Source organism: Virgibacillus salinus, from assembly GCF_900102415.1.
GTDB classification, from domain to species: Bacteria; Bacillota; Bacilli; order Bacillales; family Amphibacillaceae; genus Lentibacillus; species Lentibacillus subterraneus.
Window position 1 is genome coordinate 45,661 of sequence record NZ_FNKD01000002.1, and the last position, 14,716, is coordinate 60,376.

Genomic DNA, 14,716 nt, shown 5'->3' on the forward strand with positions numbered 1-14,716 from the left:
TTAATTACATGGTATCATAAGTATAATAATGAGATAATTATACACTTTTTGGCAGTTATGAAGTATATTTAACTGCATAAGGGGCTCTAAGAAAACACTTAGCGCTTTTTAAGAATCCCTTTAACGATAAGCCAATTTTTCAAAAATGAAATTATTAATACCTGTTCTTCAAGAGAATTCAACGAAAGACTATCCTCTTATTCAGGAATGCAGTTAGGAGGCAATTTATGGCTTATATCATAGGAACTATTCTAGTAATTATTGCACTAATAATTGTGGGACTTATTTTACGAAAACGGGTATATGATGTTGTTGACCGATTGGAAGCATGGAAAATGGATATTATGAATCGGAATATCGCATCACAGCTTGGGCGTATTAAAAGTTTAAATTTGTCTGGCGAAACTCAGGAGAAATTTGAATCGTGGAAAGAACGGTGGGAGTATATCGTAACTAAAGAACTGCCAGATATTGAAGAATATTTATTTGATGCCGAAGAAGCAGCAGATCGATACCGGTTTTCCACCGCTAAAAAAACACTGCGAAAAGTAGAGCAGACATTACAATCAATTGAAGAAGATATCAAAAAAATGCTTGAGGAACTGAATGAACTGATGGAGTCTGAAGAATCAAGCCGAAAAGAAATCGAACAAATACAGCCTGATATTAAATCCTTGCGTAAAAAGCTTTCACAAAATCGTTACCAATATGGTAAAGCGGAAGTCCGTTTTGATGTGGAGATTGATGAACTTGACGAACAACTTAATCAATATAACGACCTAGTTGGATCAGGTGATTATTCTGAAGCACATCAGCTTGTTGAAGATCTCAAGCAAAAGTTGGAGGTACTTCAAACACAAATTGATGCATTTCCAACAATATATAAAACCTGCAAACATGACTTACCAGCCCAATTGGACGAATTATTTAAAGGATTAAGAGATATGAAGGAAGACGGTTACCGTATTGAACATCTTGGGTTTGAGAAAGAAGTACATAACTATCAACGCCGTTTGCTGGATTGTGTAAACACCCTTGAAAAAGGAGATACTTACGAGGCTGGCGTCGTAATAGAAGAAGTAGAAGAAAGAATAGCGGAAATGTACCAATTACTTGAAAAGGAAGCCATCGCTAAGAATTATGTTGAGACTAAGGTGCCAAGTTATCAGGAAGCATTGGATAGTTTAGAGGAGAATTTTCTTACAACAAAAGAAGAAGTGGAAACGTTAAAGAAAACCTATTACTTTGAAGACAGTGATATGGAAAAGTATTTGTCATTGGAAAAGTCTATTTTAAAATTAAAAAATCAGCTTGAAGAGCTTTCAAATGACATTGAAAGTGAAAACAGTACACATTCTGAGTTGCGTGTTAAGTTGGAGAATGGATTTCAGCAAATTGATGGTTTACAGCAGAAACATGACGAATTTAAGAAGCATATACAAAATTTAAGGAAAGATGAATTGGAAGCAAAAGAGAAATTAACTGATATGAAAAACGAATTATACCGTATTAATCGCAGGTTGAATAAAAGTAATATTCCAGGAGTTCCAGGATTTATTTGGAATATAATGGAGGAAGCATCTGAAAAGAGTGCACGAGTACTTAATTTATTAGATAAGCAGCCATTGGATATCACAGAAGTTCAACATGCATTATCAGATGCAAAAACTGCGGTTGATCATGTAACAGAACAAACAGAAATGATGTTGGACCAGGCTTTTTTGACAGAACAAGTTATCCAATACGCGAATAGATACCGAAGTCAATATCCAATTCTTGCTGCTAAACTGTCTGAATCTGAGCGCCTATTTCGTTCCTATGAATATGACCTCGCCATCGAACAGGCAGCTAAAGCTGTAGAAGAGATCGAGCCTGGTGCATTAAAACGTATAGAAGAGTACCAAAAGGCAGCTAATTAATATGCATAAAGGCTATAAAGGGATTTTACTGCTCCTGGGTACTAGTACAATATGTGTTTGGTGTTTTGTTATATTTATGTTTTTCACGACACAGGATAGCCAGATTACTGTAAAAGAGCATGTAACGTCGAGCAATGTTATAGTCAAGAAAAGTCAAATAGCGTCGTTTACTAAAATGAAAGACAATACTGAAAAAGTGTATGCAATGAAAAACCAAAAGGAGTATCCATCACCGAAACTTGGAAGTGTTAAGCTTTCCAATGACAGTAATAAAGTATCAATTAATCTTTTATTAGAGATGTTGGATATAAAATAATTGTAAGGGCTATTTATGGGAAAGATAACTTTAACACTTTCAACAGAAGAAATATTAGGGGTATAAGTGAAACTTTGGTTTTCACTTTTAAAACTTGGTGAAAGCCAAGTTTTTCTAATGGCAGATAAGAATATATAAACACTTTTTTTAATGCATAAGTGCAGTTAAGTAACTCGCCATTAAGGCTAACACTCCAAAATATAAGGGGTACTCTTTAACGATTGCCAAGTTTTCTAAAGCTTGCTTTCACTTATTAAATCTAAGGAGAATTAAGCATGATTTATCTAGATAACAGCGCAACGACGAAACCCGCCTCGTCTGTTCTTAATAGTTTTTATCAAGCAACTGAGCGATTTTTTGCCAATCCATCGAGCATTCATCAGCTTGGCGGTGAAGCTGAAAAATTATTAAAAAAATCGAAGGAGCAGGCATCACAGTTGCTAAACGTTCACCAAGATGAAGTTATTTTTACTTCTGGAGGAACGGAGGGGAACAACCTTGCGATAAAGGGTATTGCATTAAAACACCAGGGCCGTGGTAAGCACATTATTACGACTGAAATTGAGCATCCATCTGTTTATGAGGCATGCAACAGTCTGGAGGATTTAGGATTTACAATAACTTATTTACCAGTAGATAAAAATGGTGTAATCTCTATAGAGGATTTAACGAATTCGATTAGGAATGATACGATTCTAGTTAGCATGATGCATGTTAATAATGAGCTGGGATCGATTCAGCCAATTAAGAAAATTGGAGAAATTCTCAAGCAGTACCCAAAGATATTTTTTCATGTAGATAATGTTCAGGGAATGGGAAAAATACCTTTAGAACTCACAAACAGTGGAATTGATTTATGTGCCATTTCAGGGCATAAACTCCATGGGTTAAAAGGAACTGGTATTTTATACGTGAATAAAAAGACAACGATGTATCCGTTGCTACATGGTGGCAATCAGGAACGTTCTCTTCGCTCTGGGACCGAAAACCTTGCTGGCGCTGTATCAATTGTAAAAGCATTAAGGTTAATAAAAGAACGGGAAAAGACAGAAGTTAAGGACATGTATCAGCTTCAGGAGTTTCTCCGGAACCACCTTGCTAAAATGGAAGGTGTGGTAATCAATACGCCAGAAGAGGCAGCACCACACATTATGAACATTTCTGTACCAGGATTAAAGCCTGAAGTGATTATTCATATGCTCGGTGAGAAACAAATATATATTTCAACCAAATCGGCTTGTTCTTCCAAACAGGCAGACGAAAGTAAAATCTTAGCAGCTTGCGGGTATGGCGCGGATCGTTCCACATCTGCACTTCGTATCAGCATGTCCTATGATACAACGGAAAGCGAAATAAATACGTTTTTAAAAGCGTTAGAGGAAGCAGTAAATCAACTAAAAGCAGTAATGGAGTAGATAACTATGCAATATGATCATATTTTAATACGATACGGAGAAATGGCTCTTAAGGGTAAAAATAGAAAGAAGTTTATCGTTCAACTGCAAAGCAATATTCGCAGAAAGTTAAAGGCCTTTCCCGAGGTAAAAGTAAAACGTACACAAGGCAGAATGTTTGTCTTATTAAATGGGCATGAACCTGACCCTGTTATGCAAAGGTGTAGTGAAGTTTTTGGAATTCAAAGCCTTAGTCTAGCAGTTAAGGTTCATAACGATGAAGAGGAAATTAAACAAGCAGCATTGTGGGCACTAAATAATAGTGAAAATGTCAATTCGTTTAAAGTTTCCGTAAAGCGGATTGATAAGAACTTTCCTGTTCGTTCACAGGATATGAACCAGGTATTGGGTGGGCATCTTTTATCCAATACAACGGGCTATACGGTTGATGTTCACAAGCCAGATCTGGAAATCAAAGTTGAAATCAGGACAGAAGCAACCTATATAACATCCAGTATAATTCCAGGGCTCGGCGGATTACCGGTGGGCACATCAGGTAAGTCCTTGTTGCTTTTGTCAGGTGGAATCGACAGCCCTGTTTCGGGATACCTTGCCATGAAACGTGGTGTTCAACTAGAGGCTATTCATTTTCATTCACCACCATTCACGAGTGAACGTTCGAAACAGAAAGTGATGGACTTAGCAGAGAAACTGACAGAATATGGACATTCAATCAAAGTTCACGTTGTTCCATTTACTAAATTACAGCAGCACATTTTTCGGGAAATGCCTGACGGCTATGCAATGACAATTATGCGTCGAATGATGTTACGTATCAGTGAACAGGTGTGCAGGAATGAGTCTATATTATCGATGACAACTGGCGAAAGTCTTGGTCAGGTAGCAAGTCAAACAATGGAAAGTATGAATGCAATTAATGAAGTAACCAACTATCCAGTTATTAGACCATTAGTTGCAATGGATAAGAATGATATTATTAATATTTCCAGAAAAATTAATACGTATGATATTTCAATACGTCCTTATGAGGATTGCTGTACTATTTTTGTTCCAAAGTCACCAAAGACGAAACCTGCTAGAGAGAAAGTGAATATGTTTGAGTCACAGGAAGACTTTTCTGCATTAATTGAAGAGACAATAAGTGGCATCGAAGTTGTTAAATTAACTAATCAATCAGATACGAAAAAGGAATTTGAAGACCTTTTATAAAGGCTGTTTTCTAAAGATAGTTGCTATATTATGAAACCATGCGTAGTTTCTATAAACTATAACGTAATGTGGAAAAATTATCTGATTTTCTATGACGCCGCTGCGGAAATACACTTCGCTTTCCGCGGGCAACGCTTCAGCTTCCTCGGAAGCAAAAATCGCTTCCTGCGGGATCTTCAGCTTGAGCAGTTGTCGCCTTTGTACCCGGAGTGGTGAAGGCGAGTATATTCCAACTGCGTGGTTAGAGAGCCTCAGTAAATGATATTAATCGAATCTATGTCACAGTTTATATTAACTGCGAGAATTGAAAACAACAAAACTTACGAAAAGAGACTTTATAAAATTTATCTTAACTAACAACAACTACCAGTTTAAAAATCCTTCTTGCTACACAATATAGAAGTATCAAGGAGGTGATGAACATGGCTAGCAACAATAGTTCAAACCAATTAGTAATACCTGGTGCACAACAAGCATTAGACCAAATGAAGACTGAGATCGCTCAGGAATTTGGTGTTCAACTAGGTCCTGATTCAACTTCTCGCTCCAACGGGTCTGTTGGTGGAGAAATCACAAAACGTCTTGTTCAGTCTGCTGAACAACAATTTGGCGGAATGTCACAATAACAACAATATAATAATAATGGCTAGGGCTATCCTTTTAGGGTAGCCCTTTTAAGTAGTATTAATGCTTTACCATTAAGCTTGACTAATTTTCCTCATTTTTCTTTCTTGATTTTTCTGCTTTAAGTAGGTAAAGTGCTCATAGAAGAGTAGAAATTTTGTTGATGGGAGTATTTTATATGGGAAGACTTTGGTTTGGTGGTTCAGTTTATACTATGGAAAACGAAGGCGATGCTGTTGAAGCGGTCTATACAGAGGATGGAATTATAAAAGCTGTTGGTACTTATGAGAGATTATATCATGATTTCTATGACAAAATTGACAACGAAGTTAATCTGAAAGGGAAAACGATGTTGCCAGGTTTTGTAGACAGTCATATGCATATAATAGGACATGGTGAAAAGTTACTGCATTTAGACTTGTCACAAATGAAGTCTCCAGAAGAAGTAAAAGAAGCACTTCTTAACCGTACTGCTAATTTATCAGAAGGGGAATGGCTAGTTGGAGAAGGCTGGAATGAAAATCAATGGGATAACCCAGAAATGATTTCTAAAAGAGAGCTGGACGAAGTTTGTCCAAATAATCCAATGATGTTGACACGTGTATGCAGACATGCGCTTTTAGCTAATTCAAAAGCCATGGACATGTCTTACATAAATGATCAAACACCAGATCCTCAAGGGGGAATCATCGTTAGAGATGAAAATGGTGATACTACTGGCTTGTTTCTGGATACTGCACAAGAATTGATTAAACAGGCAATGCCCGATGTATCACAGAAATATTTGCAGCAAATTATAAAAATAGCTGTGGATGATTTGCTTTCAAAAGGTTTAGTAGGAGGTCACAGTGAAGATCTTTACTATTATGGTGGTTTTTTAAAAACATATAAAGCCTTTTTAAATGCAATTAACGGAACCAATATAAAATTCAAGGCACATCTACTTGTTCACCATGAAGTTATGGAAGATATGATAAAAGAGAATTTAGGATACTTGGACGGAGCAGAATACATTGAACTTGGTGCTGTGAAGATTTTTGCAGATGGAGCTCTCGGAGGACGAACAGCGTGGTTGACCCAAGTATATAAGGATGACCCAGGTAATTATGGTGTGGCAATTCATAACTCTGAATACTTAGAAAAAATTATTCAATCCGCAAGAGAGCATGGTCTTCCGATAGCTGTTCATGCAATTGGAGATAAAGCCGTGGATGAAATAACAAAATTAATAAAAAAATATCCACTTCAAAATGGAGCACGCGATCGGATAATTCACGGTCAAATTTTAAATGAATTTTCCTTGAAAATGCTTCAGGACTTACCAGTGGCTGTTGATATTCAACCAACATTTGTTTCATCTGATTTTCCCTGGGCCGTTGATAGATTAGGCAAGGATAGAATTAAGTTAGCATATGCCTGGAAAACAATGCTGGAAAGTGGTGTACTTTGTGCCGGAAGTTCAGATGCTCCAATCGAAGATGCAAATCCATTACAAGGTATTCAAGCTGCAGTGTTACGAAAATCTTATTATGATGGTGAAGTGTACCAGCCGGAAGAACAGTTATCTTTATTTGAATCCGTTCGGTTGTATACAGTAGGAAGTGCAAGCGCGATTACACAGGAAGATAAACGTGGATTGATTCTTGTTGGATATACTGCGGATTTTACCATTTTGGAAGAAGATATCTTTCAAGTTGATTCAGAAAATATTAATGAAATAGAGGTGGCAATGACAGTCGTTGATGGTGATATAGTTTATGATGCCACAGTATAATGCTGATAGTTCGACCTTTTTACAGATAAAGTTATACTTGTTAGGGAAATTATTTTATAAAGAGTGCCAACATTTGACTCACTAATCCTTACCGTCTTAATAGGCGGTAAGGATTTTTTTAGCAGTCAAGAATGTCAGTCATGTTTAGCTTAGGCCCTGGCGTTTAATGGATTCCCTAACCATGCCACATTCTTAAAACCACTTGGGCTTTCTTGTTTCCTTTATCGCACACTCCATTCGGCGATGAACAGCGCTTAATCTTTGTCTCTATAAAAATGTACGTTTGACTCTATCCCAGTATGAGTTGTTCTTTAGTTTTACCGTTTTAATTACTTTATCACTTAAGGTCACCGTTAAATCCTTTATGTTTCGAATGGAGTAGGCCTCATTATCGAATCCGATAACAGGATAATCGTTTCCATCTTGTATGATGTCTAATGTAAGCTTTCGGTCCTTACTTAATACAAAGGAGGATCCTAGTGTACGATAGCGATTGTTATTAAGGGAAGCGAGTTCTGATACTTGAAAACATGGAATTTTTGGATCAATTACGGCTCCCAGTGTTGATTTATTGTAGCCAGTACTGCCTGTAGGTGTAGCGACAATTAATCCATCACCTCTAAATGTTTCAAAGTGCATGTCGTCAATATGAACATCAACCACAATTGTTTTGATGATGGTAGAACGAATACTAACCTCATTTAAACAATTAAATGAAGTTTCTCCATTAACCTGTATGTTTATGACTGGAAAACGACGAACCTCCATCTCCTCATTAACCATTGAATGCAACATTTCGTCAAAGTTATCCATATTAAAATCACAATATAATCCAGACTCATTAGATTGTGTTATTCCTGTATACAGGCAATCCTGTCTGAATCCCGTCTTTCGAACAGCTTGCAAAAATGCACCATCACCGCCAATACTTATAATTACGTTAGCTTGTTTATGATCATCTACAATGGTGAAATTGTTTTTTTGTGCTAGCTCAATCAGTGGCTGCAATTTATTTTCAAGATTATTTTTCTGATGAAAGAAATAAATATTTTTTCGATTTGGCATTGTTTATCATTACCTCCAGTTTGAACTTATTTCTTGTTCAAGAATATCATTTATATTTTAATTTTCCTAACACATTGAAAGTGTATGAGTAAAACAGTGAATTTGTAGCAAAATAAATGATATGGGGTGAGGTATTTATGATGATGCTGTTGATTGCTTTAATGTTAGTCATTATTTTAACTTTATTCTCAAAAATAAAGGTTATTAGTACGGTGATACTAAATCAGGAAAAACAAACTGCTTTAATAGCTGTTTATTTTTATCGAATAAGATTAATGAATAAATTAATCGACCTATCTTCTGAGGAATCCAATGAGGAAAAATCAATACGAGAAATACTAAAATTATTACATAGTTATAGTAATAATTTGCTTCAAAGGATGAAAGATTTAAATGATGTGGTTACTATCTTACTTAACCGAATTAATTTTCACAAGCTATCTTGGAACACTCATTTTGGAACAGGAGAAGCAAGTGCGGCCGGTATGGTGTCTGGGGGAATTTGGGGGACCAAAGGATTAATATTAGGGTTGATCTATGCAAAGAGTAATCTAAAATGTGATCCAGTTATTACTGTTGTTCCGCTATTTAATCAAAAATATATAGAATCAAAATTCGATTGCATTGTATCAATAAGGATAGGGCAAGCTATATACGGAATTCTTAAAGTGATACGTAAATATCCAGCAAAAAAAGAAGCGATTATTTAAGCTGACTAAAGGAGGAATTATCATGGAGGAACATCCCATTCAAGGTTTAATGACAACGGCTATGGAAAATTTAAAAGATATGATAGAGGTAAATACGATTATAGGAGACCCCGTTGAATCCCCTGACGGCAGTGTAATTATACCGGTCTCAAAAGTAGGATTTGGTTTTGCTGCAGGTGGAAGTGAATTCAGTACAGGTGGATCAGGACAAAGTAAAAGTGATTCAAGTAGTGGAGGCTCATTACCATTTGGAGGAGGTAGTGGCGGAGGTGTATCCATTACACCAGTTGCATTTTTAATTGTTAGTCCAAAAGGGATTAAGATGGTTCACTTGGATGAGAACACGCATATTTATGAGAAGATGCTTGATTTTGCTCCAAAGGCAGTTGAGAAAATCCAGCAAATTTTAAAAGAGTCAGCTCAGTCCCCTAAAAATAAACAAAAATCTGGACGAGATCAGCAACAGTCAGACAAGCAGAATTCAAATCAGCAAGATGGTCAGCGGCAACAGGATCAGCAGCAATCAGAAGATCAAACAAGATATGATATATAAAGGTTCTGCTCGATTAAAATAGTGGACATTAAATGGCAAAAAATTCATAATGGAGTGTGTAAGGATAAAATTCTTAGGAGGAATGATTCATATGGCTAACGTTACATTTAATCAGGATCCTGTCACACTTTTAGGCAATGAAATTTTAGTAGGTGATCAAGCACCAAATTTTACTGTGTTGTCCAATGATCTTAAAGAAGTTAAGTTGGATGATTATAAAGATAAAGTGAAATTAATTAGTGTCGTACCTTCTATTGATACTGGAGTATGTTCTGAACAGACACAGAGGTTTAATAAGGAAGCAGAAGATATAGGTAACGTGCAAGTATTAACCATTAGTATGGACCTGCCGTTTGCTCAGGCTCGCTGGCGTGAAGTGAATAAAGTTAATGAACTTGAAATGTTATCCGACCATCGCGACGCAAACTTTGGTGAAAATTATGGTGTATTAATCAAGGAATTACGGTTATTATCAAGATCGATTTTCGTGGTTGATTCAGCTAACACAGTTACATATGCAGAATATGTAAGCGAGGTAACGAATCATCCCGATTATGATAAAGCGTTGGAAGAAGCTAAAAAAGCAAAATAATATTGAATTTACACTCTCCTGTTACTCGATAACAGGGGAGATTTTTGTACATATACATAGATCATTTGTTACACTAGAAATGCTTTAGATAGATGGATCGAACGGAGGACTTATTGAATATGGAAAAAATGAATGTCGAAGTTTTATTTGAAAAGATAGATAATGCTACTGAAACGGTACAACAGCATGTAAACGAAACATATTTGGATAGTCTAGCCATGACATTGGAAGTGTTTTTCCACGAGTATGTTTCCGAGGAAACAGATGATGTTTTAAAACATAAGCTGCAAACGATAATAAAGGATATTGATATATCTGAATATCAAACAGAAGAAGTACGTAAAGCTGTACAATTGGCAATTTTAAAAGGCATGAAGGGGACAACTCAGCAGCAGCATTTAATGACACCAGAAACAGTAGCGCTATTTGTAGGTTATTTAGCAGAAAAGGTAACAAACGGAAAAGAAAAGTTACGTGTATTTGATCCTGCTAGCGGAACAGGTAATCTTTTAACAACTGTATTAGGGCATTTAGAAAACACGGAAGAAACTTTTGCTAGTGAAGTTGATCCTACGTTAATTAAACTTGCAGTATTGAACGCAAATTTACAAAAGAAAGAAGTTGAGTTTTTTCATCAGGATAGTTTAACACCATTCCTGATGGACCCAGTTGACTTAATTGTGGCTGATTTACCTGTCGGCTATTATCCAGATGATGTACGTGCCAATGACTTTGAGCTAAAAGCGGATGAAGGTCATTCATATTCCCATCATTTATTTATTGAACAAAGCATGAATTATACGAAAGAGGGCGGTTATTCCATTTTTGTAATCCCCGACTTCCTATTTGACAGCGATCAATCGGATAAACTGCATGCCTATATTCAGGAATACGCGCATATTATAGGGGTTTTGAGGCTTCCGGAAAGTATGTTTAAGTCAGAGAAGAATATAAAGAGTATACTTATTCTACAGAAGAAAGGTAAAGGTACCACAGCTCCAAAACAGCCATTGTTAGTTAAGCTTCCTTCATTTAAAGATACAACAGCGATGAATGATATCTTAGGGCAAATGAATACATGGTTTTCGGCAAATATAAAAAATTAGCTATAATAGGGAGTTGAATACACAATGCAGAACATTTTAGCTATAAATGCTGGCAGTTCATCTTTGAAGTTCCAGTTAATACGGATGCCAGAAGAAAAGGTATTAGCAAAAGGTCTGGTTGAACGGATTGGCTTGGCTGACTCTGTATTTACAATGGAAATAGACGGCAGTAAAGATAAAATGCCAGCAGATATTCCAAATCATCAAGTTGCCGTCAAACACTTAATGGAAGAATTAAAAAGTTCGGGTGTTATCAAATCACTTCAGGAAATAAATGCGGTTGGTCATCGTGTAGTGCATGGTGGGGAGAAGTTTAGTGATTCGGTACTTATTACTGAAGAAGTAACACGTATTATTGATGAGGTATCTGAATTAGCGCCGTTGCATAACCCGGCAAATTTAACTGGAATTCGTGCATTTCAGAAAATACTGCCTGATGTTCCAATGGTCGCAGTATTTGATACAGCATTTCACCAATCAATGCCTGAAAAATCATATTTATATAGCTTACCGTATGAGTATTATGAAAAATACGGGATTCGTAAATATGGTTTTCATGGAACTTCCCATAAATATGTCTCACAGCGAGCTGCTGAAATGTTAGGTATGCCAGTTGAACAATTACGATTGATATCATGCCATTTAGGTAATGGTGCAAGTATTGCTGCTATTGATAAAGGCAGGTCAATTGATACATCAATGGGCTTCACACCATTAGCTGGCGTAACAATGGGTACGAGGTCCGGTAATATTGATCCTGCTCTAATCCCATATATTATGGAAAAAACAGGGAAATCTGCATTTGATGTGATTAATATTCTAAATAATAAGAGTGGAATGTTGGCGTTATCAGGGTTTTCCAGCGATTTACGAGATATTGAACTACAGGCAAACGAAAATGATCGTGCAGAACTTGCTTTGGAAGTATTTGCAGCTCGGATACATAAGTATTTGGGCTCGTATGCGGCTAGAATGTCAGGGGTAGACGCTATTATATTCACGGCTGGGGTGGGAGAAAATAGTGACACTATTCGTGAAAAGGTTTTAACAGGATTAGAGTTTATGGGTGTATATTGGGATCCTGCCTTAAATAAGATTCGTGGTAAGGAAGCATTTATAAACTATCCTCATTCTCCGGTGAAAGTTATCGTAATTCCTACTAACGAGGAAGTTATGATAGCCCGAGATACTGTTCGTCTTTCTCAATAGGAGGGAATTTGAGTGTCAGTTCATGAACACAAACAAAATAAACTATTTGTTAAATGTATGGTATTAACGATAAGTGATACAAGAACAGAGAGGACCGACAAAAGTGGTAAACTGATGGTCACTCTGTTGGAAGAGGCCGGACACCATATCGAAATAAAAGAAATTATTCAAGATGAAAGTACAGCTATTAAAGAAATTACTAGTTCCGGCCTTGAAAATCCTAATGTCGATATTATATTAATGAATGGTGGGACTGGTATTGCTTATCGTGATGTGACAATTGAAACCATTCAGCCTATGTTTGAAAAGGAAATAACAGGCTTTGGGGAACTTTTTCGAATGTTAAGTTTCCAGGAAGATATTGGGTCTTCGGCTATATTATCAAGAGCGATTGCGGGAGTAAGCAAGAATACAGCCATCTTTGCTATTCCAGGATCATCAGGTGCAGTGAAACTTGCAATGGAAAGACTAATTCTCCCTGAATTGTCACATATAGCACATGAAATTAAAAAAGATATTAAAGATAAAGATAATAACGCTCTCAAATGAATTGGGGCGTTATTTATCGTATAACAAGCACATCACAGTTGGCATATCTCGTAATACTTTCCGAGACACTGCCAATAAGGAAGCGTTCAACGGCACTCATACCTGTAGCGCCACAAATTATTAAATCAGCATTAAAATCAATAGCGATATCTTTAGCGATTTTTACTTTTGGAGATCCGTATTCAACACATCTGACTAAATTTGTTATGCCTGCATTTTTAGCGTTCTTAACATAACTATCTAGCAGTTCTCTTGCATATTCTTCTGCTCGTTCAGCTAATGTTCTGTCATAAGCCTCAGCTGTAGCAAAGGTTCTTGAATCAACAACATGTGCCAGAATAAGCCGCGCATCATTTCGCTTTGCTATATCCAATGATTTTTTAAATGCCTTTTCGGAAGCCTCAGAACCATCAACAGCAACTACAATATTTTTGTATTCGAAATCCATAAGAATCTCTCCCCTTCTTCTTATTAAGTATATACCCTCTTTACTACCTACTATAACTCTTTTTAAAACAGTTGGAAATAAAAATCTCCAGTAATGTGTCACCAAAGTGAACATACTAAAGATGGAGGTGATTTAATTGTCAAGTAAAGAAAAATTCTTAGAAGATAAAAAAGGTGTCTCAACTGTGAAAAATCAACTAATCGAAAGCTACCAAAGCGGGGTTATTGAAGACAAGGAAAAACTCTCCAACAACCGAGGAATTCACAAGTACAATAATCAAAAAAATTAGTGCTGTTTTCAATCCATCCCTTAAAAGGGATGGATTGCTTTAGTTCTTTCCAATAGTATATTATGATATAATTCCAATCATGATAAGTAGTTCAAGGAGGAACAAATGATGGGACATGCACTAATCACAGCAGGTACATCAGGATTAGGAAGAAAAGTGATCGAAGAATTTTTGAAAATGGGTCATTACGTTACAACAACATATCACAGCGGTTATGAGAAAGCACAAGAAGTTAGACAGGAACTGGTACAATATAATCATTTATTACATATTGAGCAAGCTGACGTAACCAGTAAAAAGAATATTGAAAGTCTTGTAGAAAAAGCTGTAACACGCTATGGTGGTATTGATTACCTTATTAACAATGCTGGTCCTTTTATTTTTGAGCGTAAAAAATTACTTGATTATACTGATGATGAATGGAATAAGATGATAAAAGGAAATCTTGATGCCGTTTTTAATTTATTAAAATTAACCGTCCCATATATGCGAGAACAACGCTTTGGCAGAATAATTAATTATGGCTTTCAAGGGGCTAACAGTGCATCAGGCTGGCCGTATCGCTCTGCTTTCTCAGCAGCTAAAAGTGGGTTAGTATCTTTGACTAAAACAGTTGCGTTTGAAGAAGCAGAATATCAAATCACCTCGAACATGGTCTGCCCAGGCAATATAGTTGGTGATATGAAAGAAGCAAGTATTGCAGAGAGCAGGCAGGTGCCCGATGACGCAACCCCTGTTGGCAGGTCAGGAACAGGTGAGGATATTGCACGTACAATCATGTATTTATGTGATGAAAATTCAGACATGATTACAGGGGCTATTTTCGATGTTACTGGAGGGCTTGATGTAATTCATCGATACCGTTAAAGTTGTAGTGCTTTTTTATATAGTATTTGTTACAATTAAAGTGTTTGCAATTACTATATTAATACATATTA

The 14,716-nt window shown here is 36.4% G+C and carries 16 protein-coding genes; 14 read left to right on the plus strand and 2 right to left on the minus strand.

The window, feature by feature from the left end:
• Positions 1-227 precede the first annotated feature (227 nt).
• The 6 genes from ezrA (at position 228) to BLS02_RS07030 (ending at position 7,257) form a co-directional block, all read left to right on the plus strand.
• Complete coding sequence (gene ezrA / locus BLS02_RS07005) at positions 228-1,919, plus strand: septation ring formation regulator EzrA (protein ID WP_092492296.1); 1,692 nt, start codon at positions 228-230, stop codon at positions 1,917-1,919.
• Positions 1,920-1,995: 76 nt separating this feature from the next.
• Entirely contained in the window at positions 1,996-2,235 is a 240-nt protein-coding gene (locus BLS02_RS07010; protein ID WP_139180778.1) for a hypothetical protein, read from the plus strand.
• A gap of 275 nt (positions 2,236-2,510) precedes the next feature.
• Complete coding sequence (locus BLS02_RS07015) at positions 2,511-3,650, plus strand: cysteine desulfurase family protein (RefSeq protein ID WP_092492298.1); 1,140 nt, start codon at positions 2,511-2,513, stop codon at positions 3,648-3,650.
• A 6-nt stretch (positions 3,651-3,656) separates the two neighbouring features.
• A complete protein-coding gene (gene thiI, locus BLS02_RS07020) occupies positions 3,657-4,859 on the plus strand; it encodes a tRNA uracil 4-sulfurtransferase ThiI (RefSeq protein WP_092492299.1) in 1,203 nt (400 codons plus the stop codon).
• A gap of 422 nt (positions 4,860-5,281) precedes the next feature.
• Positions 5,282-5,485, plus strand: coding sequence for an alpha/beta-type small acid-soluble spore protein (locus tag BLS02_RS07025; protein ID WP_092492300.1), 204 nt, complete (start codon positions 5,282-5,284; stop codon positions 5,483-5,485).
• Positions 5,486-5,661: 176 nt separating this feature from the next.
• A complete protein-coding gene (locus tag BLS02_RS07030) occupies positions 5,662-7,257 on the plus strand; it encodes an amidohydrolase (protein WP_092492301.1) in 1,596 nt (531 codons plus the stop codon).
• A gap of 267 nt (positions 7,258-7,524) precedes the next feature.
• Here the strand turns inward: BLS02_RS07030 and BLS02_RS07035 are convergent, their stop codons facing one another.
• Entirely contained in the window at positions 7,525-8,322 is a 798-nt protein-coding gene (locus BLS02_RS07035; RefSeq protein WP_092492302.1) for an NAD kinase, read from the minus strand.
• A 137-nt stretch (positions 8,323-8,459) separates the two neighbouring features.
• Between BLS02_RS07035 and BLS02_RS07040 the strand changes: the two genes are divergently transcribed.
• The 6 genes from BLS02_RS07040 (at position 8,460) to BLS02_RS07065 (ending at position 13,041) form a co-directional block, all read left to right on the plus strand.
• Complete coding sequence (locus tag BLS02_RS07040) at positions 8,460-9,032, plus strand: DUF2953 domain-containing protein (protein WP_175559456.1); 573 nt, start codon at positions 8,460-8,462, stop codon at positions 9,030-9,032.
• Between the two features lie 22 nt (positions 9,033-9,054).
• Positions 9,055-9,585 carry a GerW family sporulation protein gene (gene ytfJ / locus BLS02_RS07045; protein ID WP_092492304.1) on the plus strand — a complete coding sequence of 177 codons (531 nt, stop codon included), beginning with the start codon at positions 9,055-9,057 and terminating at the stop codon, positions 9,583-9,585.
• Positions 9,586-9,676: 91 nt separating this feature from the next.
• On the plus strand, positions 9,677-10,177 hold the full coding sequence (gene tpx / locus BLS02_RS07050; RefSeq protein WP_092492305.1) for a thiol peroxidase: 501 nt from the start codon (positions 9,677-9,679) through the stop codon (positions 10,175-10,177).
• A 119-nt stretch (positions 10,178-10,296) separates the two neighbouring features.
• Positions 10,297-11,283, plus strand: a complete 987-nt coding sequence (locus BLS02_RS07055) for a class I SAM-dependent methyltransferase (protein WP_092492306.1) — start codon at positions 10,297-10,299, stop codon at positions 11,281-11,283.
• A 24-nt stretch (positions 11,284-11,307) separates the two neighbouring features.
• Complete coding sequence (locus tag BLS02_RS07060; RefSeq protein ID WP_092492307.1) at positions 11,308-12,492, plus strand: acetate kinase; 1,185 nt, start codon at positions 11,308-11,310, stop codon at positions 12,490-12,492.
• A gap of 12 nt (positions 12,493-12,504) precedes the next feature.
• Positions 12,505-13,041 (plus strand): MogA/MoaB family molybdenum cofactor biosynthesis protein, encoded by a 537-nt coding sequence (locus BLS02_RS07065; protein ID WP_092492308.1) that lies wholly within the window; start codon positions 12,505-12,507, stop codon positions 13,039-13,041.
• 13 nt (positions 13,042-13,054) lie between these two features.
• On the opposite strand, the gene BLS02_RS07070 is transcribed toward BLS02_RS07065, so the two are convergent.
• Complete coding sequence (locus tag BLS02_RS07070) at positions 13,055-13,489, minus strand: universal stress protein (protein ID WP_092492309.1); 435 nt, start codon at positions 13,487-13,489, stop codon at positions 13,055-13,057.
• Positions 13,490-13,625: 136 nt separating this feature from the next.
• On the opposite strand from BLS02_RS07070, the gene BLS02_RS18930 reads away from it, so the two are divergent.
• Together BLS02_RS18930 and BLS02_RS07075 are read left to right on the plus strand one after the other, a co-directional pair.
• Entirely contained in the window at positions 13,626-13,778 is a 153-nt protein-coding gene (locus BLS02_RS18930; RefSeq protein WP_175559457.1) for a hypothetical protein, read from the plus strand.
• Between the two features lie 108 nt (positions 13,779-13,886).
• On the plus strand, positions 13,887-14,645 hold the full coding sequence (locus tag BLS02_RS07075) for an SDR family oxidoreductase (protein WP_092492310.1): 759 nt from the start codon (positions 13,887-13,889) through the stop codon (positions 14,643-14,645).
• Positions 14,646-14,716: the final 71 nt, after the last annotated feature.

Excerpts from the sequence above, each read along its gene's own strand:
- BLS02_RS07075 (WP_092492310.1), top strand. The coding sequence starts at position 13,887 with ATGGGACATGCACTAATCACAGCAGGTACATCAGGATTAGGAAGAAAA.
- ezrA (WP_092492296.1), top strand. The coding sequence starts at position 228 with ATGGCTTATATCATAGGAACTATTCTAGTAATTATTGCACTAATAATT.
- ytfJ (WP_092492304.1), top strand. The coding sequence starts at position 9,055 with ATGGAGGAACATCCCATTCAAGGTTTAATGACAACGGCTATGGAAAAT.
- BLS02_RS07015 (WP_092492298.1), top strand. The coding sequence starts at position 2,511 with ATGATTTATCTAGATAACAGCGCAACGACGAAACCCGCCTCGTCTGTT.
- BLS02_RS07035 (WP_092492302.1), bottom strand. The coding sequence starts at position 8,322 with ATGCCAAATCGAAAAAATATTTATTTCTTTCATCAGAAAAATAATCTT.
- BLS02_RS07030 (WP_092492301.1), top strand. The coding sequence starts at position 5,662 with ATGGGAAGACTTTGGTTTGGTGGTTCAGTTTATACTATGGAAAACGAA.
- BLS02_RS07060 (WP_092492307.1), top strand. The coding sequence starts at position 11,308 with ATGCAGAACATTTTAGCTATAAATGCTGGCAGTTCATCTTTGAAGTTC.
- thiI (WP_092492299.1), top strand. The coding sequence starts at position 3,657 with ATGCAATATGATCATATTTTAATACGATACGGAGAAATGGCTCTTAAG.
- BLS02_RS07055 (WP_092492306.1), top strand. The coding sequence starts at position 10,297 with ATGGAAAAAATGAATGTCGAAGTTTTATTTGAAAAGATAGATAATGCT.
- BLS02_RS07040 (WP_175559456.1), top strand. The coding sequence starts at position 8,460 with ATGATGATGCTGTTGATTGCTTTAATGTTAGTCATTATTTTAACTTTA.
- BLS02_RS07025 (WP_092492300.1), top strand. The coding sequence starts at position 5,282 with ATGGCTAGCAACAATAGTTCAAACCAATTAGTAATACCTGGTGCACAA.
- BLS02_RS07010 (WP_139180778.1), top strand. The coding sequence starts at position 1,996 with ATGTTTTTCACGACACAGGATAGCCAGATTACTGTAAAAGAGCATGTA.
- BLS02_RS07070 (WP_092492309.1), bottom strand. The coding sequence starts at position 13,489 with ATGGATTTCGAATACAAAAATATTGTAGTTGCTGTTGATGGTTCTGAG.
- tpx (WP_092492305.1), top strand. The coding sequence starts at position 9,677 with ATGGCTAACGTTACATTTAATCAGGATCCTGTCACACTTTTAGGCAAT.